Genomic DNA, 24901 nt, shown 5'->3' with positions numbered 1-24901 from the left:
GTAGCAATTCCCAATTAGCAACGCTATGGCCATCGCCATAATCGTCCTTTGCTGGCCGCGAACCAGCTGAGGCCTGTCCGACCTGTGTCCCTAAGTTAACCATTAATCACGCACCATGAAACAAATTGTACGCGGCTCACTATGCCTGTTCGTGTCCACCCTGCTGTGCCGGCCCTTCGCCGTTGCGCAGTGTACGGGCGACAACAACCCGACCTCGACCGGCGCCAATGCAGGATCTGGCGGGTCTTCGTGGGTAAACCCAAACAATATCCAGAGTACCGACGGCAGCGTGGCATCCGTGTCGGCTGTGGTCTCGGCCCTCTCGATAATAACGACGACGACGGACTATCTCAACGTCACCAATTTAGGGTTGAACGTACCTTCCGCCAATACCATCTGTGGGGTTGCCGTCACGATTAACCGGCAAACCTTTTCGTTGCTGACCCTCGGGACCAGTACGGTCTCCGACAATTCCATCATGCTCCTCAAGGGGGCGTCCGGGTCGGCACCGATCACGCCGCTACCGGTGTGGCCTGGCCGACATCGATGGGCGCGGCTGTCTACGGCAGTTCTTCCGACTTATGGGGTACGACGCTCCTGCCGGCCGACGTCAACGGCTCCGGCTTTGGCGTGGCCATTTCTTCTAAATTGATCGCGCAGATCCTGAGCGTGGCTTTCTCCTCGCGGATCGATCAGGTGACGGTGACGGTGTATAGTCAGGGGATCCTGTTGCCGGTGGAGGTTGACGGCTTTTCCGCCCGGCGGGGGCAGCAGGGGAATATTTTGACCTGGACGGAGGACATCGGTTCGGGTCTCGTGGTGGTGCAGCGGTCGGCCGACGGGCTCGCGGGCTGGCAGCAGCTGGAGGTGAAGGATGTGACCGGCGGTCCCCAGAGTTATACCGATGTTCGGCCTCTTTCTGGTATAGGCTTTTACCGCCTTTGTTTCGTCTCGCCCGGCGGCGGGATGCTGTATTCGCCGGTTTCAGCCGTCGGCGGCAAGTCAGCAGCCATCGTTCGCGTCTATCCGAATCCCGTTGTGGATCAGATCAATATCAATAGTCCGGTTTCCTTTACCCGACTGGTCCTCCGGTCCGCCCGGGGACAGACCCTGTGGCGCCGCGAGTATGCCGCGGGCGTCGGCACGGCCTCCATACCCGTGGCCGGCCTCCCAAAAGGCATCTATTTTGTCCAGGTAGACGGAACCAACTATCAATTGCTCAAGAACTAACTGTGGTGGTCCGCGCTTGCGGTGTTGAAATACCGTGAAAATACTAATGTCATTGACTTAAGGGTTTCACACGTCTTTGTAATTCATATGATACAGTCTTGGCGGTCGTCGCTTTCGGTTTTCATGCCTGCCAGGTCGAACGATTTCTGTGTTAGCGGCCACCTGTTTGTCGAAGACAGCAAGTGCTAATCTGATGGTCCTTTTAATGAACATGCCGATGAGGATACATTTGGTCGACCAATAAGCAAAGGTGCGGTTGATCTTTTTACGGTGCCTGATCTTGCCTTTCTGTTTATCTGCAGTGCTTTCTGCAATGACTTTTTCCTCTATAGGGAACGCCAGTGCTGCACATAAGGTCATCATCATCACCTTGGCATAAATATCCTGCTTAACGGCGGTAGCGGTCTTGCCGCTGAAGGCTTCCACCTGCACCCGGGCCTTGTACATCTTGTAACCTTCCTCCGCACCCCAGCGGATCTGATACAGTTCACCGAGTTCCGGCAGCTTGTATTTTACGGTATCTAATAACGAGGTGCCCAATATTTCCTCCTCTCCATTCTCCAGTGCTATCTTAACCAGCCTGCATTTGACTTCCCTTTTCATCGAGGGGAACTGTTCGGCAAAGCTATCATAGTATTTATCCGGCACGGTCAACGTTACTATCGTATCCCGCTTGCGGCTGGCTCTAAACTCCCTGACCGGCAACCAGTGCTCCCTCATCCGGACGATGAAGTGAATGCCCCTGGATTGCAAGCCGGCAAACAGCGCTGCGCCAGGATATCCGCGATCCAGCAGCAATATATCTCCCCGCTCCACCTTTGGCAGATGCTTCAATAACAGGTCTTGTTCGTTGCCATCCGTCGGACCGGTCTGCACATCCAACGTCAGATAGTTCACCGGATCATACAGCGCGGACAGCAGGCACATGCTCTTGGGCAGGTCTTTGTTCTTTCCCCTACCCATGCCTCTTCTGTCAAACTCCTCGTGGATGCTCGGATGGTTCGGCAGGTTCAGATAAGTGCCATCGACCGCCAACAGCTTCTGTCCATGATAACCGTAGTAATCGACTTCCTTATAGAAGTCCTTCCAGATAATATCGTTGAGCTCAAGGAACGCTTCGGGCGCCAACTTCCGTCTCGACCGGCTGAACCCACTCTTGGTGATCCTGCGGATGTTGAACTGCTCGTTCTCCGTCTCGCTTAAGAAGCGGTCCATCTCCCGTTGTAGTCCCGTCTTTCCCATTCTTAATATACTGATTATCAAATGACCAAACGGAAGCAGACGATTCCTGGTGAAGGCCCCTTCCTGGCCGTGCGTGTGACGGCCTTTGAATGCTTCGCTGTCATTGATATGGTAGTTTAGTTTGTTGGTTACTTTGATCCGGTAATCTTTTTTTGGTTTTCGGCGATCACACCGCCCCTTCTTATATACTCATTACAAATTACTTCATTATCAATACCCACCCCACCGTGAAAACACCTTTTCTTGCTTAAGTCAACGACATTAGTGAAAATACCCATTCGGGCCGCGGTTAATTTCACTATTTTGCTCCAAACGCCGGGCGACATGTCCAAAATCAATATTTTCATCTGCTACTCTCACAAGGACACAGCGGTACTGGGCCGGCTGTGCACGTTTGTAAACACCAAGTCTATACCGACTATCAATGTGTGGACGGACAACAGGATCGAGGCGGGCCGGGGAATGGCACAAGGTCATACTCGAACGGCTGGACCAGGCCGATATTATACTCCTGCTGCTCAGTCAGGATTTTCTGATGTCGGAATATATTACCGACGTCGAACTGAAGACCGCGCTGGACAGGTACATGGCGGGTAAGAGCAGGGTCATACCGATCTTCGCCCGCAACTGCGAACTCAGACGCTATCCCGGGATAACCGCCCTGCAGGGTCTTCCGAAGAATATGGCCTTTTTCCACGGCGCGGACGAGGAGGACAAACTGCTTACCAGCATCCAGCAGGAGATCGACACTATCGCCGGCGAACTATCCCTGAACAGAAAACTCGCCAGCTCCGTGGATGATGCCGACGAGAAAGGCAAAATGGCGCGCGAGATCATCCAGCTGCGGGAGAACAGAAAGATCTTTCTTTGTTTGTCCGTCAGCGACGAAGGAAAGAAGCGCCGGCGCGAGCTGATGTATCATGTAGAAGGCAAGGTCCGGCATGAAAAATGGCCCTTCGAGGTGGTACCTGGCATCAACAGCCAGCAGGACCCGAACGACCCCGACGTTCAGACGCAGATGAAGGACAGCGTCTACTCCATCCATATCGTCTCTCACCCAAACGAACTGGTTGAGGGACCGGGCCGGCTGCAGTACGATCTGGCCTGTCAGCGGGCGAAACAGCAATCCTTTTACCGGATCATCATCTGGTATCCTGACGCATCCATCAGGACCAGCATGGAGCCTTCCTTCGTCGGGGAACTCGCCACCCACCCCAATTTTATGGGCTATGACTATGAAGACCTCTTCGCGCTGCTGGACAGTCTGGAAGAAGAAAGACAGCGATCAGCTGACGGCGGCGATCAACAAATTTTCCGACACCCGGAAAGTGATCATGCTGTATAATTTCAACACCGACCACGAGAGCGACCCGCGGATAAAAATAAAAGAGCGGATCGAAAATATGGATATGGTGGCGCTGCGTATCAGCGAACCTTTCGACAGTCCCGAAAGCGAGAAGGCAGAGCTGGATGGCTGTCACGGCGCGCTCATCTACTACGGGCACGCGGACCCCAAATGGTATCTCGTCCGCCAGTCGCTGCTGCTGAAGGCGCAAAACATAAAATCCAGAGCGGTATTTGTCGACGAGCCGAATCCGGACAAAAAGATCAGCCGGGATATCCTCAACAAGCAGCTGATCGTCATCAAAGACGTCACGGAGATCATACCCAAACTCGACAATTTCTTAAACAATCTATAGTCCTGCTATGGAGCCTACCTATTTTCAGCTCGACGAGTTCTATCTCGACCTTCAGGAAGACGGCAAGGAGATCGTCCCGCTGACCCAGGACGCGATCGAAGCCTGTCCCTATCCGGGTCTCCGTCCTTTCCGAACATCGGAGTTCCACCTGTTCTGGGGGAGGGACGGACAGGCTGGCGAGCTGCTTCGGCGGCTGGGCGAAACGAGGTTCCTGGCGGTCATCGGCAGTTCGGGCGCGGGCAAGTCCTCGTTGATCCGGGCCGGGCTGATCCCGCAGTTGTACGGCGGTTATTTAAAGGAGGCGGGCGAGCGATGGAATATAGCGATCTGCCGGCCGGGCAGGGACCCGATCGAGAACCTGGCTATTGCGCTGTCCAGCGTCAAATGCGGGAGTCGCGACAACCAGAAGATCCTGGAAGAACGCGGCGGGATCTCGGAAACGCTGCGTAGGACAGTCTACGGCATTTTGGAAGTGAATCAGCAATTGCAGGCTACACCCGGCCAGACTGCGGCCAACGGCCAGCAAAAGAATCTCCTGATCATCATCGACCAGTTCGAAGAGCTGTTCCGTTTCCGGCAGGAAGCGACCGAGTATACGCCGCTAAAAAGTCATTTCGTCAATCTCCTCATCAAGGCCAGCCTGCAGCCCGAAAGCAAGGTATACGTGATCATCACCATGCGCTCCGAATTCCTCGGCGAGTGCGTCAAATACCGGGGCTCCCCGAGATCATCAACGACGGTCAGTATCTGGTGCCGCAGCTGAACCGCTCGCAAATAAAAGAAGTCATCGAGGGGCCGCTGACCTCGACCAGCCGTACCATGGACCCGAGGCTGGTGTCGATACTGCTCAATGAGATCGAAGAGACGCGGCTCAGGGACAATCTGGATCAGCTGCCGATCCTACAGCACGCGCTGATGCGGACGTATAAGAATGGCACGGCCCCGGTGATCGTTCCGGAAGACTATTCGGCGGTGGGCGGGATGGAGAGTGCGCTGGGGAAGCATGTGGAAGACGTCTACGACAGCCTGAACGATAAAGGTAAACTGATCGCCCAGATCGTATTCCAGTCCCTGACAGACCTCAGCTCCGAGCAAAAAGGCGGCCGCCGCCCCGTCGAACTCTCCGTGATCCACGCGATCACAAAAGGCATCGGCGCGACCGCGACGGAAACGAACCAGGTGATCGACCAGTTCAGAGGCGCCGACACCTCCTTTATCATGCCGCCGGTGATGACGCAGCCGGGGCCCTCGCTGATCCTCGACATCTCGCACGAGAGCCTGATGCGCAACTGGCCCATGCTCAACGGCTGGATGCGCGACGAGGTCCGCAGCGGCGAGCAGTACAGGACGCTCAACGACCGAAGGATACGCTTCGAGCAGGAGAACGGCCCGCACAACCGGCTGCGGGGTCTGCTGCTGAAAGAGCTGGTGGCCTGGAAGGCGATCAACTATCATAACAGTGCGTGGGCATCGAGATACCACAGGAAGGATGAGCAGAAGGATCTTGAGGTGTTGTTTAAGAAGAATGTGGATTTTCTGGATGAATGTGTAATTCAGCAGGATAAAGATCTCAAAAAGGAAAAAAACGACCTGGCGGAGAAGGCAAGGGTGGACGCAGAGAATATCAGCAACAAGCGGATTTGCAAGGGTAATGACCCGCGCTTCCTATATTGTCGGTACATTCCTTGTACTGGCGCTCATTTTTCTGGTCGTTTCGTTACTAACCCTCCGCACGCTGCGAACAAAGAATCGCGAGATCAGCAAGAACATTTTCGAGATCAGGCTGCGCGACAGCACCGACTGGTGGGTGAGCTCGCTGCTCAGCCCCGAACGCAGACAGCGCGTGGTAGATACCCTGTTCAGACTGTATGAAGGCGGACAGACTGGCGCTGCCGCACACCGCGATTCGCTGAGAGGAAAGAAGCTGGAGATCTCCCTGCTGCGGCTCTAAATATGCCTATGCCAAGGCCAGGGGATGTCGAGTGGGGCAACTATCTGTACCTGTTGAAAGACGCCGGGGACTATGACCCGAATTTTGTGACCACCGCGGTTTTCGATTCTATACTGGCGATGACGATCCCTCCTGACGCCCGCCATCCGATAGAAATTGCCGACGTGCCTCACTACGCCAATAAATCGGAATACCTTCTGGAACCTGTTTCCGAAAAGGACGGGCTTTCGGCAGTCGTCGTGGGCAGTCAGGGCATCTACCGGTATTATTTAAACGAATTCCAAAAAAGATCTCAAATTTCCATTTGCCGGCTCCTGCAAGCCGCTTGCCATCAGCGGGGACGCGACGAAGGTGCTGGTCTCTTCGGCGGGCCGGCTCCTGTTATACGAGCGGGACCCATCGGGCAACAGCTGGCGGATCAACAATTCCGCTCGACAAGGTGCTAAGGCAGATCGCGCAGTATCAGATCGTCAAACCCAAGCCAGTCCTGCACAATCAGGCCTATTTCTTTGCCGAAAAAGTGGACAATACCCGCTATCAGACATTCGACCTGACGGCGGCCTTTTCCGGCGACGGCAGCCTGCTGGCTGTGTACGACGGATATTCCAAATGCAGGCTCGTGCAGGTGGCCGGCGGGGCTATCCAGGAATTTACCGCGGGCAGCAGCGCGCACAAGCTGGTCTTCAACCACAGCGGCAGTCAATTGCTGATCTGTCAGGACGACTCGGCGATACTGGTGGACGCGACGTCGAAACCGGCGCAGAGCTCGGTCATCTTTATAAAAAATGTATCCGGGTCAGTCAAGGGTCCGCATCATTCCGCAGGACTGGGCCTTCTCGCCTGACAATCGTCAGATCTATGCCTGGACCGATAGCGTCCGATACGCATGGACGGTGGGTAGCAAGGGGCAGTATAACAGCAGGCAGTACACGAATATTGGTAATGCGGAACGATATGTTCCGATCATCGGGGGCAGCCTCCTCTATACGCAGTATAAGGACCAGCATGGCGAGCGCGGTTCGCCCCTCTATGACCCCATGTTTATTTTTCAGTACGACAGCTCGCTGACAAGACAGTGTTTTCCGTGGCATACCAGTACGATCAGGGCGGTCGTCCCGGTGCGGCGAGGGCTACGTGATCAGCGGGGACGCCACGGGCATCTATTTCTGGCAACGGAAGGGCAGTCACCTGAAGGAGGCCGAGATCGGCAGGTTTATCGACCCGTCAACCCTGTCGGACCGTTATCTGGAAATGGCGAGCTATGACAACTTTGCGCGCAATGGAGAAGAAAATGTGGCCTATTATAAAAAGGCGACGCAGTTTGGCAGGCCAAACGCCTACGTATTTACCAAAATAGGCAATTATTACGCGGGCTCGACGACCCCAGACAGCGCTTTCTTCTACTACAGAAAAGCGGTCAGTATCTCTCCCCAGACATTCACTTTCAGCTCGAACCTTGGAAAGCTGTTCTATCAGCTGCACGTCTATGACTCGGCCCTCATATACGCTAATCAGGCCCTGAGCATGAGCAGCGGAAACCCAAAATTGTGGAGTGATGTAGCCCGCGTCTATTATACAATGGACAGCGTTGACCAGGCGCTCCAGTATTTTCGCAGGGCCGTGAAGTTGGCTCCCGACGACGCGGAGATCCTCGTCGGACTGGCCCAGGCTTATACCCATGTAAAAAAATTCGACTCGGCCATGGCCTGTCTCAACAATGCCATGGAGACCAACAACCGGGACCCGAAGCCATGGGCGGGCCTCGCGTTGTATTATAACCGCACCGGTAATTTTTCTTCCGCGGTCAGTAGTGCAGATTCGGCCGTGCTGCTGAATCCGAAATACAGCCGGGGCTATGCCGAGCTCGGGTATGCGTATCTTAAAGCCGGCCGGCGGGATTCGGCCTTCAAGGCGCTGACCAATGCGGTTCGCCTCGACTCCACCGACTATACTCCGTATATCTATCTGGCCTGTTGGTATGCCACGGGCACGAATAAGGAGGCGGCGTTTACCAATCTTCAGCTGGCTGCCGGCAAGGGATTCCGGTTATGGGACTGGGTGGATGCCGAGCCGGCTTTGAACAGAATTAAGGATGACCCGCGGATCAAAGGACTGAGATGAAATGGGTTTATATCATAGGGGGGTGCTGGCGGTGGCGGCTTTTTTACTGGTTGGCGTTGGCGCGACCGATAGTAATGGCGGGCTGTCGCGTGTTTATGAATTCCCCGATATACCGTGGACCGACACGGTCGGGCTCCGGAGTGTTGTATCGGTAAAGCATCGGCTCGCGTCGTTGGATAGTGGTTCAACCGATAGTGTTGCTAACCGCAGGCGGTTGTCGGATGCGCTTACGGTAAGGCTATTGCGCTCCCGCGGGGTATGTCTGCGGAATTGGATTCTCTTTTAAAAATAGTGCAGTGGGCGGAGCAATTCCGGGTGCTTTCGCTGGCGGAGCCCCGGGATCGGCTGTTTTACGTTTCGGTATACGATTTCTGGATGGATCATGTTGCTGCCATGTTGGTGCAGCTGTCCGCGCAGGAGCCTTCGATGCGCCATAGTTTTAAATTCCGGTATCTGGTGGCGAGGTGTGAGGAGAATAGCTATATCGTCGCCGCGAAGGTCGGCTCCGCGGAGAAGTTCGCTGACAATATTCGTTACGGCAACTGGGTGCATCTTTTCCGCGCGACATGGTATCAGTCTGTGTGGTGGATGAAACTGTGTTTTCTTTTGCTGTTTGTTTTTATCGGTATGGGTATGGCTAGTCTCGGTCGGTTGCTGGCGGCTGCATTTAAGAAAAAAGATGAAGTATGTATTGATCATAGCTGTTTTGTTCGTTTTGCCGCTGCGTCAGCAGGGCGGTTATGACAAGGCGTATGTAGATATTAAGACGGCGACCATCGCCGGTGATATGTATGGTATCGTCAAGCTCAGGAGGACGGGTAATCACGTCAGAGTAAAGTATTTCGCGGCGCGATCCCCGGAGAATGTCTCTGTCGACGAAAGGTTCAGGCAGTGGGCCGTGTTCAAAAATATTATTGGTTACAGCAGCGGGGCCTATATGACCAACTGTTACGGGATGGCCGCTCCCGTGGGGCTTTGTCTGGACGAAGGTCATATGGTCAACGCGGCTCTTGTCGAAAACGGATTGGACGGACTGGTGGTAGCCTATGCCGATGGGGGGCTCGGCGCATTTAGCCTAAAGGCCGGCAACATAATCGTAAATGACGACAACGGCCGGCTCCGTCTGAACCCCCGGTCGAGTGCTTATGACAAGCAACTATTTATCAACTGGGCGAAGAAGGGGCAAACTACCGTTTTTCAGTCGCACCTCCTGGTATACGATGACACACTGCAGGTAGGCCGGAACGGTTCCCCCACCGTGAGTCCGCGGCGGGTCCTCGCCGTCTGCAAGGAGGACAACGACGAGATCACCCACTATATCATCAATCTGCCGAACGCCAGTTCGCTCTATGAGGGCGCGCGGAAAGCACTGGATTACCTGAAGAAATACGAAGGAGTGGCAAGGGTCGCTTTTATGGTCAATCTGGATACCGGTTGCCAGGATATTTTCACGCTTTATGATCGCTCGGGTAAGAAAATTACCAGGCCGCCCTTTCAGGGGAATGATCATGTGACCGCCAGTCAGGCTACGAATTTGCTGGTTTATTATTATGAGTGAGGTGGCGGCCCCGCCGCCTCGGCCCCGTCGGCCCCGGTTCCCCCACAGCCGGTCGGTGGCAGCCGCGGCCGGTCAGCGGCTGTCCCGGAAGATAATTTTACCTTCTTTGTCCATATCCGCATAGGCGCCGATGCCGACGTCTGTCAGGGGGATTGAAATGCTGTATTGCAGGAGTATTTTTCCGTCCTTCAATTCAAAATTTGGGTGGCGTAGCGCTCCATACTTTCTAAGGTATGGGTCCAGGTGGCCGTCGAAATCGGATTTATGGATCGATCTTTCCAGTATGGTCTTTCCGTTTCGGGTCAGGCGGACCTGTGTGGCAAAATTGTGGGTCACGAAACTGTCCAGCTTGTATATCCTGGTGTATGGTTTTGGTACCCTGATGGCGCTGTCCATCAGGCAGCGGTGTTCGGCGTGGAGGTTATAGAGGTCCTCGCCGAGGAGGAAGGAGGTATCGACGAGCACGGTCTTTGTGTATTCGGCGATACAGTCGTTGTAGATGGTTTGGAGATCTTCTTCAGGGTTCTCGTCGGCGGCGGAGGGGGCTCGGTGGTTGGGTGGTTCGGTCGCCGTTCTGGTTGACTGACTTTCCCCTTTCGCGGGCCGTTCCTTATGATAGGCGTCGCTGACCGCGGCATCGGGGGGAGGGGGTGAGGAGTCGAGCTTTGTCGTCGGGCCGTCGTTATTGGCACATCCGGCCAGAAGAAGCAACGATATAGGTATCCAAATCTTATTATGCATAGGAAGTCCCGGTGAATGTAGACTTTTTCACCGACAAAACACCCCCACTAACCGCCCGCGGGGAGGGCTCCCCTATCGGCTCTTGTTCGTCGTCGTATAACACCCTAGATTTGAGTAAAATTGAAAAAAGATGACAATGGACGACAAGAATAGCAGCAGAAGGGGGCCGGGTCGGATCTGGGCGGGTTTGTTCCTGTTGCTGGTAGGTGGTGTGCTGCTCCTGGACCAAATGGGTTTTCCCCTTCCCGACGAACTGTTTCACTGGCATGTTCTACTGATAGCCCTTGGTGTTTTTATCGGTTTCCGGCACAATTTCCGTGGCGGGGGCTGGCTGATCATGATCGTGATCGGTGGGATCTTTCTTGCCAAGGACTACTATCCCGACATACATATCGACCGCTATATATGGCCCGGTGTGCTGATCCTCGTGGGACTTTTGATCATCCTGCGCCCGAACCGCAACCGGTATGGGCAGGAGTGGCGCGATGACTGTGAAAGGCGGCGCTGGCGCAGGCATGGTCGCAACTGGACCGACTGGCAGGGCGGAGGCGCTGGTGCGGGTGTTGGTGCGGGCGCTGGCGCGGGTTTCGGCAACTCCGGCGACTCCGGCGGCGCGACGGCGGCGTTTTCCAACCACGAAAGCATTTCCTCCGACGACTTTATCGATACCACCTCCATTTTTGGCGGCGTACACAAGAAGGTGCTCAGCAAGAATTTTAAGGGAGGGGACGTCACGACCGTCCTCGGCGGCACCGAGATCGACCTTTCGCAGGCGGATTTTACGGGGAAGATCCGGATGGACGTGACCCAGATCATGGGTGGGACAAAGATCATCGTTCCGCCGCACTGGGAGGTGCGTTCCGAGATCACGGCTGTTCTGGCCGGTTTTGAGGACAAGCGGCAGCAGCCCTATACCACGAATCCCGAGAAGATACTGATCATCGAAGGGACCTCGGTGCTGGGGGGGATTGAACTGAAGAATTTTTAGAGCCGCGTGTGAACCGCGGGCCGGGGATGTGAACCGCGGGTGAACCACGGAACCCCCTGCCTGGCCGACCCCGTGAACCGCGAGACCCGCGGGCCGGGAATGTGAACCGTGGGTGAACCACGGAACCCCTGCCTGGCCGACCCCGTGAACCGCGAGACGTGTGAACCGCGAGAACCCGTGAACCAATATTCTCCTAATCCTGTGAAAAACCTGCTACCTCGGGACCCGGACCCCAAACCTGACCCGATTGCACTACACTAAACTATGACTATGAACTGGTATCTAACCAAAATCGTTTTTCGAATCATCTGCGGCGAGGGACACCATACCCCGCAGTTTGACGAACAGCTTCGCCTCATCTCGGCCGCGGACGAGCAGGAGGCCTTTGAGAAAGCCGCGGCTATCGGGAGGTCCGAACAGGACGACTTCTACAACCACGAGCAACAGCTCGTCCAGTGGAAGTTCGTGAACGTCGCCGAGCTCTACCGCTTTAGCGGGTTGCTCGACGGGGCCGAGATGTACTCGCGGATCCGAGGAGACCGACGACCCGGATGGGTATGTTGAATTGATCCACCGCCGGGCGGACCATATCCGCGCCAGCAGCACGCATAAGATGTTGCGGTTGTTGTAGGGGACGCGTGAACCGCGTGAACCCGCCGAACGGCGTGAACCGCGGGATGAGGGAATGTGAACCGCGGGACCCCGACGCCCGACTCCGTGAACCATGTGAACCGCCGCTACACGACGCCGCGGCGGGACCCGTGAACCCCGACGCCCGACCCCGTGAACCGCGTGAACCAAAACCATTTTTAATAAATTCATGGCCAAAGCCCCATTATCGACCGGTAAGTTTTTCCTCATCTTCATCTCCTGGTGGGCCATCTGGGCCGTGCTCCAGATCTCGCTGCTATTGGGGTTCGGCCTCTCCGTGGCCACCGCCATCACCGACAGCCTCGTGTCCAACACGCTGGTGGCCCTCTGCTGCGGATTCATCAGCAACAACATGCAGTACTATCTCCCCAAAAGGAAAGGTACTGGTACATCCTGTTCATCAGCCTCGGCCTCAGCGGCATCATCCTCCTCGCCTGTAAGGCTATCCTCGTCCCCCTCCTCACCGACCACCCCGGCGGCCCCGACTACAGCCAGTTCTTCTCCCGCAGCTGGGCCGTCCGCTTCGATATCGTCTTCCTGCAGGTGGGCTGTATGTCCATCCTCAGCGTACTCTGGTACAGCACCGAAGAAGAACAGGAGAACCGCCAGCGCCGCAACGACGCCGAACGCCTCTCGAAAGAAGCCGAGCTCTTCAAACTACGGCAGCAACTGGCCCCCAGCTTCCTCTTCAACAGCCTCAACTCCATCAGCGCCCTCATCGGCAGCCAGCCCGAACAGGCCCGCAAGATGATCCAGCAGCTGTCCGACTTCCTCCGCGGCAACCTCAAGAAGGAAGAACAACAATGGGTGCCCCTGTCCGAAGAGCTGCAATACCTCGAACTTTACCTCGACATCGAAAAGGTTCGCTTCGGCCACCGCCTGTCAACACAGATCATCTGCGGGGAAGAATGCCTCGGCCTGCGCCTGCCGCCCATGCTGCTGCAACCCATCGTCGAAAACGCGATAAAGTTTGGACTCTACGACACCACCGACGCGGTGACCATCACCATCCACGCCCGCAAGGTCGAAGGCAGCTATGTCCGCATCGACGTCACCAACCCCTTCGACCCCGAGACCTCCCGCCCCAAGAAGGGCACCGGATTCGGACTCAGCAGCATCCAGCGCCGCCTCTATCTCCTGTTCGCCAGACCCGATCTGCTCGAAACGCATATCGACAACAATTTATTCACTACCACCGTGAAAATACCACAACAGCCATGACACAAGCCAACATACCAGCCGCACCGATCAAAGCCATCCTCATCGACGACGAACCCCTCGCCAGGATGATCGTCCGCGAATACCTGCAGGGCTACCCCGAGATACAGATCGTACAGGAATGCAGCGACGGATTTGAAGGCATCAAGGCGATCCAGCAACTGCACCCCGACCTCCTCTTCCTCGATATACAAATGCCCAAGATCAACGGATTCGAAATGCTCGAACTCCTGGACCAGCCGCCGGCCGTGATCTTCACTACCGCCTTTGACGAATACGCCATCCGCGCCTTCGAGAGCCACGCGGTGGACTATTTATTAAAACCCTTTAATAAAGAAAGATTCGACAAAGCCGTAAGAAAATGGATCGACAACCGCGCAGCCGCACAACCCGCGACGACAACCGACGAACCCGGGGCCGCCGGGGGCACCCGGCCCTGCTGGAGACCGCGTCCCAGTCCCCCGCACAGCAGCAACGCATCGTAGTCAAGACCGGAGGAAAGATCAAGATCATCCCCCTCGAAGACATCCAGCTTCCTCGAGGCCGCCGACGACTATGTCAAGATCCACACCCATAACGGCGCGTTCCTCAAGAACCGCACCATGAGCTATTTCGAGCAAACCCTCGACCCGACATTATTCGTCCGCACGCACAGGAGTTATATCCTCAACATCGGCCAGGTAACGCGAATAGACCCGTATGAGAAGGACAGCCATCTCTGCATCCTCCAGTCGGGAGCACAGGTGCCGGTGAGTAAGGCCGGATATGTCAAGCTGAAGGCGGTTCTGGGCCTGTAAGCAAAAAAATCGTCTTTAAAAAAAGACGATTTAATCAAACGAACTGCTTGTTTTTCGGGCTAAGCCCGGCATAGTATTCCAGAGGTGAACACCGTGCCGGGCGGCGAGAACAACCGCGGCGGCACCAACGGCCTAGTGCGTTTTGAGCTCATCAGCCACCGCATCCTGCCATTTCGTCCACTCCGCCACCGACCCATCATACCCGTCATACCCGGGATTCTGACGCAGCCGCTGGTAGAGATTCGCGTCGATCGCCGACTGCGGTATCGGCCAGTAGATATTGTTCGCGTTGATCGTATAGACACGCCCCTTCACGGTCACGCGGTTCTTATTATAATAGTCGCTGTAGTGCTGGATCCGCTGGAACCAGTAGTTGTTATCGGACAGGGTCTTGACGTTATAGCTGTTGCCAAACTCGTCGGACTGTCCGCTGAGCGCCAGACACCACGAGATCCGGCTCAGCTCCTCATGCCGCCACTCTTCCATATACAGCTCGCGGGCCCGCTCGTTGACGATATCCCCGATGTTAACGGTCGAGTATAACTGCTTGCACTTTGCGCGGGTACGGACCACATTCACGTCCGCAGTGGCAGACGCCAGATCGCCCTTGTAGAACTCCGCCTCGGCGCGCAGCAGATAGGTCTCGGCCAGCCGGTAGCAGTACCAGTCTGCCGCCCCACCCTTGTTGTTATTACTCGCAGGATTACCGACATGATTGGGGTCCAGCGCGAATACTTTATAGTGCGGCCAGTCGAACCAGTCGCGGACGGTATCCGTACACAACAGCGTGGCGCCGTTGTAGAGCCGGAGGTTTTTGCCATACCAGGCCAGGTCCGTCGGGTCATTGTATTTCAGCGAATCCATCCTGGCCCAGTTGCCCGTGCGGCTGTTGTGGCGAAGGTCCGAAGTATCGTCGATGCCGTTGACGACCCAGAGATCGTGCTGGGCGAAATACGTCGGCCTGATCGGCGCGATACCCCGGCCCACGGCCGAGTTATAGTCCAGGTTTGCATTATAGGATTTGCTCGAAGTGGCATAGGCCTGCATATATTTTCCCGCCGGCGAGACCAGCGTGCCGATATTCCACATCGGTCCCCAGTTGCGCATGCTGTGCTGCTCGATGCCCGCGTCGGTGCCGTCCCGGTCGGGCATGGCCAGAATGGCCTCCTTGTTCGTCCAGATACATTTGTTCACCGGCCGGTGCAGGTCCCAGATGACATTGCGCGTGATCGGCCAGGTCGAAGGGAAAGGGTTTTCAAAGGTCCCGAAGGTCCCGGTCATCAGCGAATACCCCGATCCGCTGATCAGCTGATTTGCCTGATCGATCGCCTTGTCCCACTGACCCGTCGCCAGATAGCACTTGATCAGCAGCTGACGGCAGGCGCCCTTGCTGATCATTCCGATATACGGCATCGCGGACTGCTCGGGCACCCACTGCACGGCCTTCTCCATATCCGACGTGATCATATCCAGAATAGCCGCTTTTGCCGTCGTCTTATAGTCCTGCTTGGGGACCGTCGGGATCTGCGTCACCAGCGGAACGTCGCCGTACTGGAAGACGAGCGCCAGATAACGGAAGGCCCGGTGGAAATAGGCGCGGCCCAGGTATTCGTGTTTCGTAGCCGAGTCCAGACCCGGCACCTTGTCGATAAAGGACGGGATCGTATTGGCGTACTTGACGCCGTTGAAGGTCTCGTCCCAGAAGTATTTGATCATGTTGACGTCGTCCGTATTCTCGCCGGTGGTCGGCGTCAGACGGGTGGCTACGTCGGCGAAGATATTCCCGTCGTCCGTCTTGCCGGCTACCGCCAGGTCGGACAGCATATACTCGGTACTGATCGGCAGCGACAGGTCCCTCGTGGAAGTATAGCTCCAGTAGTCTCTCAGGTGCTTGTCGCACATAGCGACCGCCGCGTCGAGACCCGACTTCGTCGTAAATGTCGCCTCCGGTTCGTAAAAAGACAGCGGGTCCGGTTGCAGATAGCTCTTCTTACAGCCCGCCAGCGCCGAAAGGCCAATCACCACAATCGCTTTTATAGGTATATTTTTCATGAGTAGTCGTATTTAAAAAGTTACGTTAGCGCCAAATGTGTAGATCCTCGGTGCGATACCCTCCGTCTCGATATCCCAGGTCACCCAATGCTGGTCCTTATGCCAGACAGCCACATTCCGCGCCGTGACATAAAATCGCACCGCCTGCATCCCCCACGACGAAACCAGCCGCGAAGGCATATTGTAGCCAAACGTTACGTTGTCGAGCCGCACAAAAGACTTGTCATATACAGCGCCCGGAGAAGTCAGTCCAGCAGGCCCCTTGGCGTCCAGACGGGCGTAAAAATTGTTCGGGTTATTCAGCGTCCAGTATTTTTTGGCGTAGGTATTCATGTTATACGTGACGCCGGAAGTACCGTTGTCCTGGTTGAGATAAGAAGATCCGATACTTCTGTGCCCCCAGTAAGAATACATATTGAACGAGAAATTGAAATTCCCGTAGGTGAAACTATTGCGCATCGACCACATGATCGGCGGCGACTTCTGCCCGATGAATTCCTTGTCCTTATTGTTATAGACCGGAGTGACGGTGCCGTTGCTATTCTTGATATCGTCGCCGGTATAGTCGTTCTTCACGATGGGGTCGCCCGGGCGCTGACCGTAGACCGCGGCCTGGGCAGCCTGATTGGTCTGCCAGATACCCGTCACCTTGTAGTCCCAGATAGCCGAGATCGGCTTGCCGATGAACCATCCGTTGGAAATGTCGTCAGACTCCTTGTGAGAGATGACCTTACCGGTCGCGTCCACCACGTCTACATATGTGCCATAAAGATGCCTGATCGTATTGCTGTACTGAGAATAGCCGAAAGTCGTGTTCCAGTTGAATTTCCGGGTCTGGATATTCTGCGAAGTCAGCGCAATCTCAAAACCCTTGTTCTGAACCTCGCCCAGATTGGTCGTTATGCTGGTAAATCCGGTGAAGCTCGGCAGGGCCTGTTTCATGACCATATCCGTCGTCGGCATAAAATAGTAGTCGAGCGTCGCAGTCAGCCGGTTGTTGAGGAAACCAAGATCGAGACCCGCGTTGTAGGCGGAGGTCTTCTCCCACTGCAGGTGCGGGTTCGCCATCCGGTCGATACGGACATAGAAATCCTGGATATAGTTGCCGTTGACGTCCACATATCCCTGTGTTCCGGAACCCGGCGCCAGATTGGCCAGCGCGACATAGGGGTCGGCCAGCGACCTGTTCCCGTTCTGTCCGAAAGAAAGCCTGAGCTTGCCGCTGTTCATCGGCTTCCAGTGAAAAAACTTCTCGTTGGTAAAGGTCCAGCCAAGCGCCGCCGAAAAGAAGGTAGCACGCGGATTGGACGTCCCGAAAGCGGAGTAACCGTCCCGGCGAACCGAAGCCGTCACCATATACCTCGCGTCGTAGTTGTAGAACACCCGCGCCAGCAGACCATCCGCGGTCTCGTGCGTATCGTTGGAATTAAAGCTGCTGTACAGCGGGTCTCCATTGGCTACCTCATGATAGCCCAGCGCATCCGTCGGCAGGATATTCCGCGCGGAGATGATCTGCTCCCAGTACTTCTTCTCTTCCGCCTCCTGTACAAGGGTAATATTCAACGAATGCTTGCCGAAGCTCTTCTGCCAGTTGAGCGTATTGTTCATGGACCAGTCGAAGTCCTGAGCGGTCTCGCGGTCGACGCCATGATTGATCGCCAGCCAGTCCGGGTTTTCGGTCGACTCGAAATAATAGTTATGGAACCACTGATAACGCGGCGAAATATTGAAGGAGTAGGTGATATTCCACGGCAGTTTCACCTTAGCCGTAAAAATAGTATTCAGTACGGTATAACCCCTGTCCAGCTGCTTGTACTGCCGGGTAAAATCATAGTTATACCCCTTATTCGCGGCCTGATCGTCACCCATCGGATGGATCACGGGTTTTCCGGCGCTATCCAGGTACGAAGCAAAGGGGCTATTGTTGAGGATCTGCGAGCCCCAGTCCACCTTCAGCTTGCCCGCGCCATTGTCGGCGTTGTCATCCGTCCGGTTCTGGAAATTGACATTCGCGCTGATATCCAGCCAGCTCGTCACCTTGCCGTCGAGCTTCAGATTCGAACGAATGGCCTTATAAGTATCGCCTACGACCACACCCTCGTTCCTCAGATAACCGGCAGACAAATAATAGTTCATCTTATCGCTGGCTCCGGATATCGAAATATTGTGGTCCTGGTTAAAACCATCCCGGAAACTATGATCGTACCAATTGAACGACTTACCTGCAAGGTAGTTGGTCAGCGTGGTCCCGGTCAGCAACAGCCGCTGCGCCCATATCTGGTCATCGGAGGCGCCGGTCGCGTTGGTCGAGTAGGCTCTCCACTGGTCGATCGATATTCCATATTTGCTCAATACTTCCGGAGTGGGCTTCTCGAAATATCCCCCTTTCCCCTTGCTGACACCCGTCTGATAAGGCGCGTAAGCTCCCGACGCATCCGTGCCGTAGGACGCTTCGGTGTACCAGTCCTGCCGGTATTGCATATATCCCTGCGGACCCCATACCTTGTGGTTGGAGCCCATCGTCGACTCCCCGATATTGGACGTCAGGTTGATGGTGGGCTTGCCCTGCCTGCCTTTTTTCGTGGTGATGATGATGACGCCGTTGGCCGACTTGGCGCCATAGATGGCCGCCGCGGAAGCGTCTTTCAGGACGTCGATCTGTTCGATATCGTCGGGGTTGATCTCGGAGAGCTCGCCGTAGAAGATCATTCCGTCGAGGATCAGCAGGGGGTCGTTGTGCCCGCCGTCGGTGTAGACGGAACGCTGGCCTCTTATCTGGATGCTGCCGCCACTCTTGGCGGAGGCGTCGAGGCCGATGACCATGCCGGGGGTACCGCGAAGGATGTCCTGGACCGTCTTGGGGTTTTCTTCGGCGATCTTGTCGGGGCGGATGCTGGTGATCGCGCCGGTCAGGTCTTTCTTCTTCATCGTGCCGTAGCCGACGACCACCACTTCGTTCATGGCCTTCGAGGCCTCGTTGTCAAGGACGATATTGATCTGTGTGGCCTTACCGACGACGATGTCTTTGGGGTCAAATCCGACGCAGGTGAAGTGTAGTTTCTCACTCCTTTTCGCGTGCACCGTAAAACTGCCCGCCTCGTCGGTCATCGTAACGGTCTTTGTTCCCAGGACGGTCACCGTAACATTGGGCACCGGGGCGCCCTGCGCGTCGCGGACCGTACCTTTTATAACCGTCTGGGCTGATAGTGTGGCTGACCAAAGCAGGAGGGCCAGCAATAGAAGGGACTTACAATGCCGTATAGGGCTTAGAGATGTGATGGCAAGCATAAACAAGTCAGTTTTGAGTAATGATGCGAAGATGCCAAATGTCCCGCGGCCGTTCTGTTCATTATTTTGTCGATTCGTTCCAAATTTTGACCCGGATATATTAGCCCCCATTTAATATATTTGGAGCTCCTAACTATGCGCTTCTATTTCGTGGCATGCCTGCTATTGGGGTTAACGGCGTCTTCCTGCTATGGGCAGTATTATTTCAAACACTACCAGGCCGATGACGGACTTGCCCATAACTCGGTGTATTCTATCCTACAGGACCGGAAAGGATTGATGTGGATCGGGACGCGGGGCGGGCTCAACCGGTATGACGGCTACTCTTTCCGAACCATCGCCAACAAGGAGAATAAGTTTGGGAGCATCGGCGACAACGCCATCACCGCACTCGCAGAAGACAAAAAAGGGATCATATGGATCGGTTCGGGCAAAGGCGTCTTTAAATACGATCCCTATAAAGAGCTGCTCACCGAGACAGGGCTCGCGTCACAGGCCTATATCAGCCATCTTTTGATAGACAGCGCCAACAATCTTTGGTTCCTCGCCAATAACTCGCTATATAAATACGATCAGTCCACGGGCCGGCCGGAGCATCTGGAAATACGGGCCACCTGTATCGCCTTCGATGACAACATGCGGCTGTGGGCGGGGAATGACGACGGCGTTCTCCGAAGATTCGACCTTAGTCAAAAAACGCTCGACAGCGTTCGCATATTCGGGGAGGCCGGTGTGGCCAGTAGCCGATCGATCAGCAAGATCTGCCCGATCGGCGGCAACGAGGTGCTGGTAGGAGGTTTCGAGCAGGGGCTGAAGATCTACGACGCCGGCAGCAGGACCACCCGGCCGCTTCCCCTGCACAGCAACGCCAATACGGCTATCTATGTCCGTGACATCATCTCCGCGGGCGACCGCAAATACTGGATCGCGACCGAGTCGGGCATCTATATCTATTCTCCCGGGGCCGATACGATGGTCAATCTGAGAAAAAGGACCGGCGACCCCTATGCCATCGCGGACAACGCCGTCTATGTCCTTTGCAAAGACAACCAGGGAGGCATCTGGGCCGGCACCTATTTCGGGGGTCTCAACTATTTTTCGAAGCAGGACGCGAGGTTTGAAAAATACTATCCGCTGCAGGGGGCCAATGCCGTCTCGGGCGACGCCGTCAGCCGGATCATGCCGGACCGCCAGGGGAATTTATGGATCGGCACCGAAGATGCGGGTATCAACCGATTCGATCCGAAGACGGGAAAATTTACGCACTATGCGGCCACCGGAAAGACGGGCAGCATCTCCTATCCCAATATCCACGGCCTTCTGCCGGTCGGCAACCAGCTGTTCATCGGGCCCTATCTGCACGGCATGGAGATCATGGACATGCGAACGGGGACGATCACCGACCGATTTGGCATGATCGACGACAGAGACGGCCATACCAGCAATTTTGTATCCTGTATCTATATGACCAGGGACAGTACCCTCCTGATAGGCACTTCCTATAACGGCCCGGGGCTTTTTGCATATGACCGCCAACAGAAGTCCTTCCGCCGCGCCCGGCAGATCCCGCACAACAGCTATGTCTTCGATATCCTCGAAGACAGGGCCGGGACCATCTGGACCGGCAGCGTGGCGCGGGGCACGTTCTATTATAACCCAAAGACGGGGGCGCAGGGCAATATCCGGCTGGGCGACAGCGTCGGGGGCTCGGTCATCAACGAGTTCGCCGTACACAAGATCTTTGAGGACAGCGAAGGCTGTCTCTGGTTCGCCACGACGGGCGGGGGTCTCGTTCGGCTGAGCCGGGACAGGAAGACGATAAAGCGCTTTAGCACCGTCAACGGAATGCCCAGCAATGTCGTGTTGTGTATGCAGGAAGACGGCATGAGACGGCTATGGGTAAGCACGCTCCGGGGCCTTGTCTGTCTCGATTTGCGAACAGAAAAAATCAGCGTCTATACGAAGTCGAATGGACTGATCACGAATCAGTTCAACTACGGCAGCGCCTGCATGACTCCCGACGGCAAGATCTATTTTCCCTGCGTAAAAGGGATGATCGCCTTCAACCCCGCGGAGTTCGGACAAAAGATCGCCGCTCCCCCGATATATATCACCGGATTTCAGATCAACAACAGGGAGGTCTCGCCCGGCGGGGACGACGGCCGGCTGGTGCGCTCTATTCTATATACCGATACGCTCGTCCTGACGCATGATCAGACCAATTTTAGCATCGAGTTTGCCGCGCTCAACTATTCCGCGCCGGAGGCCATACGGTATAAATACCGGATGAAAGGACTGGACAAGGCCTGGACCTATCTCAGCGTCAACAGGAAGGCGTTTTTTACCGACCTCGCGGCGGGGAGCTATGAATTCGTTGTACAGGCGGAGAGCAACACCGGCAGCTGGGAGAGTAAGGAGCGGAGGCTTTTGATCACCGTCCTCCCTCCGGTCTGGAAGAGCAACGCCGCCTATGTCCTGTACGCGCTGATCTTAATTGCCGGCCTGTTGCTGGCGTTCCGGTTGTACAAGCGGCGTCTCGAGCGGAAGTCTCTGGATCAGCAGAGATGGTTCGAACACGAAAAAGAAAAAGAAGTTTATGAGGCGAAGATCGAGTTCTTCACCAATATCACGCACGAGATCCAGACGCCGCTGACACTGATCGCGGGACCGATCGAATGGCTGATGAACAATTTCAAGGAGCAGCCGGACGTACGCAAGAGCCTGCTGATCGCGGACAGGAACGCGAGGCGGCTGGTGGAACTGACCAACCAGCTGCTGGACTTCCGGAAGACCGAGGTGCAGCAGTTCAGCCTTAACTATGTAAAGACGGATATCACGCGGCAGGTGGGCGAGCAGATAGCGGCTTTCCGCCCGGAGGCGGTGAAGGCGGGTATTCAACTGGCGCTGCAGGCGCCCGAAGCACCCGTCACAGCCTCCGTCGACAGCGAGGCATTCGCCAAAATCTGCAGCAATCTGATCTCGAATGCGGTCAAGTACGCCGGGTCGAGGGCGACGGTGACGATCGAACCGTCGGGGCCGGGCGACAAGCACCTGATCATCCGCTTCTCCAACGACGGCAAGGGAATTCCGGAAAAGTACAGGGACCAGATCTTCGAGCCCTTTTTCCGGATCAGAGGGAACGACAAGCCGGGGACGGGTATCGGCCTTTCGCTGGCCAGATCGCTGACCGAACTGCACGGCGGATCGCTGACGCTGGTGCAGGGCAATCCCGATCTGGTCATATTTGAGTTGCAGCTGCCGATCAATCAAAAATTCGAATTCCAGCTGAGCAGCTGGAAAAAGATAAAATAGCCTATGGAGAGTATTCTGATCATCGACGACAATGAGGATATCCTGGACTTTCTGTCCGTGGTGCTGGGCAGTACGTACAGGCTGCATCTGGCGCTGAACGGCGAGATCGCGCAGCAGATATTGGATTCGGAGGTGATCCATCTCATCATATCGGATATCATGATGCCGGGGATCGACGGGTTTCAGCTGTGCCAGAAGGTGAAGTCGAATGTCGAATACTGTCATATTCCGATCATCCTGCTGACGTCGAAGAATACCTATAAGGCCCATATCGAGGGGCTGGAGGTAGGCGCGGACGCGTATATTCAAAAACCGTTCTCGTCCGAGCTGCTGCAGGTGCAGATAGCGAACCTGCTGCGGAACCGGCTGAAGATAAAGGAACATTTCGCGAGCTCGCCCTTCGACGACGTGGGCACCATGGCGCATTCGAAGACGGACGAGGCGTTTCTAAAAAACTCGATGACTATATCCGGAGTAATATCAGGGACCCGAATATCGATATCGACAAGCTGGCCGAACATATGCATATGAGCCGGACCACTTTCTACCGGAAGATAAAATCGCTGTCGTCCCTGTCGCCGAAGGAACTGGTCGATATTACGCGGCTGAAGAAAGCGGCCCGGCTGATTGCGGAGAACGACCATTCGTTCGCCGAGATCTCCAGGATGGTCGGGTACAGCTCGCAGAGTCTGTTTAGCCGGAACTTTCAGAAGTACTTCAAGCTGTCCCCGATGGAGTACCAGAACTCACTTTAGGGGTGGTTCTGCGCGCCCAGCCTCAACATCTCGGTCCCCGCCAGCAGTATGGCGCCCGATACGTGAAAATCGTTGAGGACTTTTGGCCGGTTATAGTAGAAGGAGATATTGTCTTCTATGCCGGTCCCAATGCAGACGTCTTCGACGCTGCCGTCCGCCCCTGACCTTTTCTGCCAGGTGTTTCCAGCCTTCTTTCGCGATCGACTTGTAGGTTGCCGGGATCCATTTCTCGTTGACCGCCCTTGCCACGGCATAGACGAACATCGCCGTTCCGGATGTCTCCAGATAGGAGTCGGGCCGGTCCATCACCTGGTGCCAGAGTCCGCCCTGGTCCTGATAGCGGGCCATGCCGACCAGCTGTTGCGTGAGGAGTTTGATCAGCTCGTTCCGTCTGGGGTGGGTAGCGGGCAGGTTGTTGAGCAGTTCGACCTGGGCCATGGCCAGCCAGCCGTTGCAGCGGAGCCAGTGCGCCACGCCGTTCTGTTCAACGTCGCTGAACCAGCAGTGAAAGTACAGGCCGGTGGCGGGGTCATAGAGGTGTTTGGTGAAGTTGAGCACCTGTCTGATGGCGTCGTCGAAGTATTTGTTGTCTCCCGTAGCCCTGCCCATCCTTGCGAGAAAGGGGACGCTCATGTAGAGGTCGTCGGCCCAGATGGTCATTTTGCGCGGGAACGTCCGGCAGAGGGTGCCGTCGTCGAGGCGGGACTGCTTGTGCAGGATATAGTCGCCGACCCTGTCGAGGTATTCGCGATACTGCGGATTCTTCTCATGCTCGTTGGCGTCGGCCAGGGCGGCTGCCATGGCGCCGCAGTCGTCGAGTGCGCCCATGCGGAAGAAGGGCGCAAATTCGGTGTGCGGGTCTTTGGCATACAATTCTTTAAAATGCGCGGCATTCTTAAATACAAAGTCATAGTTCTTATACACGTAGTCCGCATACTCTTTTTTATCCAGGTCTTTGGCGACCTTCTGCATCCCGATCATCATCACCCCATTGGCATACTCCCATTTGTTGTAGCGGGACCGGGCCTTGTCGTTGACGAAGGTATAGCTGGTATTGGCGATTATATTATCGGCCACTCTGTAAATGACGGCTTTGATACTGTCGGTCTGGGCGTTGGCCTGAATACAGGCAAGAAGAAGAAAGGCAAGCGCGTATCGCTTCATCGTAAATAAAATTTCACGAAATAAGAGAAAGAAATCGTTACGAATTATCCAAATTTTTGTCGATTCATTCCAAAAAGATATCTTTATCTACGATACCATTAAACCATTTTTTAAACCTTATCAACTCCTATCG

General features: G+C 55.5%; 21 protein-coding genes and 3 pseudogenes. 19 read left to right on the top strand and 5 right to left on the bottom strand.

All coding sequences use genetic code 11. The annotated features are described in order from the left end of the window. Nucleotides 1-115: 115 nt before the first annotated feature. Both ACQ86N_RS01215 and ACQ86N_RS01210 read left to right on the top strand, forming a co-directional pair. Nucleotides 116-652, top strand: a complete 537-nt coding sequence (locus tag ACQ86N_RS01215) for a hypothetical protein (protein WP_431213570.1) — start codon at nucleotides 116-118, stop codon at nucleotides 650-652. Continuing rightward, on the top strand, nucleotides 547-1230 hold the full coding sequence (locus tag ACQ86N_RS01210) for a T9SS type A sorting domain-containing protein (protein ID WP_431217935.1): 684 nt from the start codon (nucleotides 547-549) through the stop codon (nucleotides 1228-1230). Before ACQ86N_RS01215 ends, ACQ86N_RS01210 begins: the two co-directional genes overlap by 106 nt. Nucleotides 1231-1296: 66 nt before the next feature. Here the strand turns inward: ACQ86N_RS01210 and ACQ86N_RS01205 are convergent, their stop codons facing one another. Continuing rightward, nucleotides 1297-2580 (bottom strand): IS4 family transposase, encoded by a 1284-nt coding sequence (locus ACQ86N_RS01205; RefSeq protein ID WP_431217370.1) that lies wholly within the window; start codon nucleotides 2578-2580, stop codon nucleotides 1297-1299. A gap of 316 nt (nucleotides 2581-2896) precedes the next feature. On the opposite strand from ACQ86N_RS01205, the gene ACQ86N_RS01200 reads away from it, so the two are divergent. The 9 genes and pseudogenes from ACQ86N_RS01200 to ACQ86N_RS01160 all read left to right on the top strand — a co-directional run bounded on the left by ACQ86N_RS01200 (nucleotide 2897) and on the right by ACQ86N_RS01160 (nucleotide 9802). Then, a complete protein-coding gene (locus ACQ86N_RS01200) occupies nucleotides 2897-3817 on the top strand; it encodes a hypothetical protein (RefSeq protein WP_431213569.1) in 921 nt (306 codons plus the stop codon). Further along, nucleotides 3801-4172 carry a hypothetical protein gene (locus ACQ86N_RS01195; protein ID WP_431213568.1) on the top strand — a complete coding sequence of 124 codons (372 nt, stop codon included), beginning with the start codon at nucleotides 3801-3803 and terminating at the stop codon, nucleotides 4170-4172. Before ACQ86N_RS01200 ends, ACQ86N_RS01195 begins: the two co-directional genes overlap by 17 nt. 7 nt (nucleotides 4173-4179) lie before the next feature. Continuing rightward, nucleotides 4180-6044 (top strand): annotated as a pseudogene (locus ACQ86N_RS01190) (hypothetical protein). An 87-nt stretch (nucleotides 6045-6131) separates the two neighbouring features. Further along, on the top strand, nucleotides 6132-6569 hold the full coding sequence (locus ACQ86N_RS01185; RefSeq protein ID WP_431213567.1) for a hypothetical protein: 438 nt from the start codon (nucleotides 6132-6134) through the stop codon (nucleotides 6567-6569). Beyond that, complete coding sequence (locus tag ACQ86N_RS01180; RefSeq protein WP_431213566.1) at nucleotides 6563-6967, top strand: hypothetical protein; 405 nt, start codon at nucleotides 6563-6565, stop codon at nucleotides 6965-6967. The genes ACQ86N_RS01185 and ACQ86N_RS01180 overlap by 7 nt, the downstream gene beginning before the upstream one ends. After that, complete coding sequence (locus tag ACQ86N_RS01175; protein WP_431213565.1) at nucleotides 6909-7388, top strand: hypothetical protein; 480 nt, start codon at nucleotides 6909-6911, stop codon at nucleotides 7386-7388. The genes ACQ86N_RS01180 and ACQ86N_RS01175 overlap by 59 nt, the downstream gene beginning before the upstream one ends. Then, on the top strand, nucleotides 7375-8244 hold the full coding sequence (locus ACQ86N_RS01170) for a tetratricopeptide repeat protein (protein WP_431217934.1): 870 nt from the start codon (nucleotides 7375-7377) through the stop codon (nucleotides 8242-8244). Before ACQ86N_RS01175 ends, ACQ86N_RS01170 begins: the two co-directional genes overlap by 14 nt. A 258-nt stretch (nucleotides 8245-8502) precedes the next feature. Further along, nucleotides 8503-8988, top strand: coding sequence for a hypothetical protein (locus ACQ86N_RS01165; protein ID WP_431213564.1), 486 nt, complete (start codon nucleotides 8503-8505; stop codon nucleotides 8986-8988). Next, a complete protein-coding gene (locus ACQ86N_RS01160; protein WP_431213563.1) occupies nucleotides 8924-9802 on the top strand; it encodes a hypothetical protein in 879 nt (292 codons plus the stop codon). Before ACQ86N_RS01165 ends, ACQ86N_RS01160 begins: the two co-directional genes overlap by 65 nt. 72 nt (nucleotides 9803-9874) lie before the next feature. On the opposite strand, the gene ACQ86N_RS01155 is transcribed toward ACQ86N_RS01160, so the two are convergent. Continuing rightward, the gene (locus ACQ86N_RS01155; RefSeq protein ID WP_431213562.1) at nucleotides 9875-10543 is read right to left on the bottom strand and encodes a hypothetical protein; all 669 of its coding nucleotides are present in this window, start codon (nucleotides 10541-10543) and stop codon (nucleotides 9875-9877) included. Nucleotides 10544-10679: 136 nt separating this feature from the next. Between ACQ86N_RS01155 and ACQ86N_RS01150 the strand changes: the two genes are divergently transcribed. From ACQ86N_RS01150 to ACQ86N_RS01130, 5 genes and pseudogenes are all read left to right on the top strand, one after another. Continuing rightward, complete coding sequence (locus ACQ86N_RS01150; protein ID WP_431213561.1) at nucleotides 10680-11531, top strand: LiaF transmembrane domain-containing protein; 852 nt, start codon at nucleotides 10680-10682, stop codon at nucleotides 11529-11531. A 270-nt stretch (nucleotides 11532-11801) separates the two neighbouring features. Continuing rightward, a complete protein-coding gene (locus ACQ86N_RS01145; RefSeq protein ID WP_431213560.1) occupies nucleotides 11802-12095 on the top strand; it encodes a DUF4288 domain-containing protein in 294 nt (97 codons plus the stop codon). A gap of 309 nt (nucleotides 12096-12404) precedes the next feature. Further along, the gene (locus tag ACQ86N_RS01140; protein WP_431213559.1) at nucleotides 12405-13403 is read left to right on the top strand and encodes a sensor histidine kinase; all 999 of its coding nucleotides are present in this window, start codon (nucleotides 12405-12407) and stop codon (nucleotides 13401-13403) included. After that, nucleotides 13400-13885, top strand: coding sequence for a LytR/AlgR family response regulator transcription factor (locus ACQ86N_RS01135; RefSeq protein WP_431213558.1), 486 nt, complete (start codon nucleotides 13400-13402; stop codon nucleotides 13883-13885). The genes ACQ86N_RS01140 and ACQ86N_RS01135 overlap by 4 nt, the downstream gene beginning before the upstream one ends. 60 nt (nucleotides 13886-13945) lie before the next feature. Beyond that, nucleotides 13946-14197: pseudogene (locus ACQ86N_RS01130) on the top strand (LytR/AlgR family response regulator transcription factor); the annotation flags it as partial. A gap of 132 nt (nucleotides 14198-14329) precedes the next feature. Here the strand turns inward: ACQ86N_RS01130 and ACQ86N_RS01125 are convergent. Both ACQ86N_RS01125 and ACQ86N_RS01120 read right to left on the bottom strand, forming a co-directional pair. Then, on the bottom strand, nucleotides 14330-16249 hold the full coding sequence (locus ACQ86N_RS01125; RefSeq protein ID WP_431213557.1) for a RagB/SusD family nutrient uptake outer membrane protein: 1920 nt from the start codon (nucleotides 16247-16249) through the stop codon (nucleotides 14330-14332). Nucleotides 16250-16261: 12 nt separating this feature from the next. Continuing rightward, nucleotides 16262-19537 carry a SusC/RagA family TonB-linked outer membrane protein gene (locus tag ACQ86N_RS01120; protein WP_431213556.1) on the bottom strand — a complete coding sequence of 1092 codons (3276 nt, stop codon included), beginning with the start codon at nucleotides 19535-19537 and terminating at the stop codon, nucleotides 16262-16264. 135 nt (nucleotides 19538-19672) lie between these two features. Here ACQ86N_RS01120 and ACQ86N_RS01115 point away from each other — a divergent pair, with 135 nt between their 5' ends. From ACQ86N_RS01115 to ACQ86N_RS01105, 3 genes are read left to right on the top strand one after another with little or no spacing between them, the layout of a single operon-like run. Next, nucleotides 19673-22849 carry a ligand-binding sensor domain-containing protein gene (locus ACQ86N_RS01115; protein ID WP_431213555.1) on the top strand — a complete coding sequence of 1059 codons (3177 nt, stop codon included), beginning with the start codon at nucleotides 19673-19675 and terminating at the stop codon, nucleotides 22847-22849. Between the two features lie 3 nt (nucleotides 22850-22852). Beyond that, a complete protein-coding gene (locus ACQ86N_RS01110; protein ID WP_431213554.1) occupies nucleotides 22853-23380 on the top strand; it encodes a response regulator transcription factor in 528 nt (175 codons plus the stop codon). Beyond that, nucleotides 23377-23604: a helix-turn-helix transcriptional regulator gene (locus tag ACQ86N_RS01105; protein ID WP_431213553.1), complete on the top strand. Its 228-nt coding sequence runs from the start codon at nucleotides 23377-23379 to the stop codon at nucleotides 23602-23604. Before ACQ86N_RS01110 ends, ACQ86N_RS01105 begins: the two co-directional genes overlap by 4 nt. Here ACQ86N_RS01105 and ACQ86N_RS01100 read toward each other — a convergent pair. After that, a pseudogene (locus ACQ86N_RS01100) lies at nucleotides 23601-24768 on the bottom strand (glycoside hydrolase family 88/105 protein). The gene ACQ86N_RS01105 and the pseudogene ACQ86N_RS01100 sit on opposite strands and share 4 nt — an antisense overlap. Nucleotides 24769-24901 lie beyond the last annotated feature (133 nt).

It is taken from the genome of Puia sp. P3, assembly GCF_050632245.1.
In the GTDB taxonomy this organism is placed as follows: domain Bacteria; phylum Bacteroidota; class Bacteroidia; order Chitinophagales; family Chitinophagaceae; genus Puia.
The sequence above is the reverse complement of the archived record's forward strand: the minus strand, read 5'-3'. Positions and strand labels throughout refer to the sequence as shown.

Bases quoted from the DNA above. Each gene is read 5' to 3' on its own strand.
- ACQ86N_RS01215 (WP_431213570.1), top strand. From the start codon at position 116: ATGAAACAAATTGTACGCGGCTCACTATGCCTGTTCGTGTCCACCCTG.
- ACQ86N_RS01210 (WP_431217935.1), top strand. From the start codon at position 547: ATGGGCGCGGCTGTCTACGGCAGTTCTTCCGACTTATGGGGTACGACG.
- ACQ86N_RS01200 (WP_431213569.1), top strand. From the start codon at position 2,897: ATGTGTGGACGGACAACAGGATCGAGGCGGGCCGGGGAATGGCACAAG.
- ACQ86N_RS01185 (WP_431213567.1), top strand. From the start codon at position 6,132: ATGCCAAGGCCAGGGGATGTCGAGTGGGGCAACTATCTGTACCTGTTG.
- ACQ86N_RS01175 (WP_431213565.1), top strand. From the start codon at position 6,909: ATGTATCCGGGTCAGTCAAGGGTCCGCATCATTCCGCAGGACTGGGCC.
- ACQ86N_RS01170 (WP_431217934.1), top strand. From the start codon at position 7,375: ATGGCGAGCTATGACAACTTTGCGCGCAATGGAGAAGAAAATGTGGCC.
- ACQ86N_RS01165 (WP_431213564.1), top strand. From the start codon at position 8,503: ATGTCTGCGGAATTGGATTCTCTTTTAAAAATAGTGCAGTGGGCGGAG.
- ACQ86N_RS01160 (WP_431213563.1), top strand. From the start codon at position 8,924: ATGAAGTATGTATTGATCATAGCTGTTTTGTTCGTTTTGCCGCTGCGT.
- ACQ86N_RS01155 (WP_431213562.1), bottom strand. From the start codon at position 10,543: ATGCATAATAAGATTTGGATACCTATATCGTTGCTTCTTCTGGCCGGA.
- ACQ86N_RS01150 (WP_431213561.1), top strand. From the start codon at position 10,680: ATGGACGACAAGAATAGCAGCAGAAGGGGGCCGGGTCGGATCTGGGCG.
- ACQ86N_RS01145 (WP_431213560.1), top strand. From the start codon at position 11,802: ATGAACTGGTATCTAACCAAAATCGTTTTTCGAATCATCTGCGGCGAG.
- ACQ86N_RS01135 (WP_431213558.1), top strand. From the start codon at position 13,400: ATGACACAAGCCAACATACCAGCCGCACCGATCAAAGCCATCCTCATC.
- ACQ86N_RS01125 (WP_431213557.1), bottom strand. From the start codon at position 16,249: ATGAAAAATATACCTATAAAAGCGATTGTGGTGATTGGCCTTTCGGCG.
- ACQ86N_RS01120 (WP_431213556.1), bottom strand. From the start codon at position 19,537: ATGCTTGCCATCACATCTCTAAGCCCTATACGGCATTGTAAGTCCCTT.
- ACQ86N_RS01115 (WP_431213555.1), top strand. From the start codon at position 19,673: ATGCGCTTCTATTTCGTGGCATGCCTGCTATTGGGGTTAACGGCGTCT.
- ACQ86N_RS01110 (WP_431213554.1), top strand. From the start codon at position 22,853: ATGGAGAGTATTCTGATCATCGACGACAATGAGGATATCCTGGACTTT.
- ACQ86N_RS01105 (WP_431213553.1), top strand. From the start codon at position 23,377: ATGAGCCGGACCACTTTCTACCGGAAGATAAAATCGCTGTCGTCCCTG.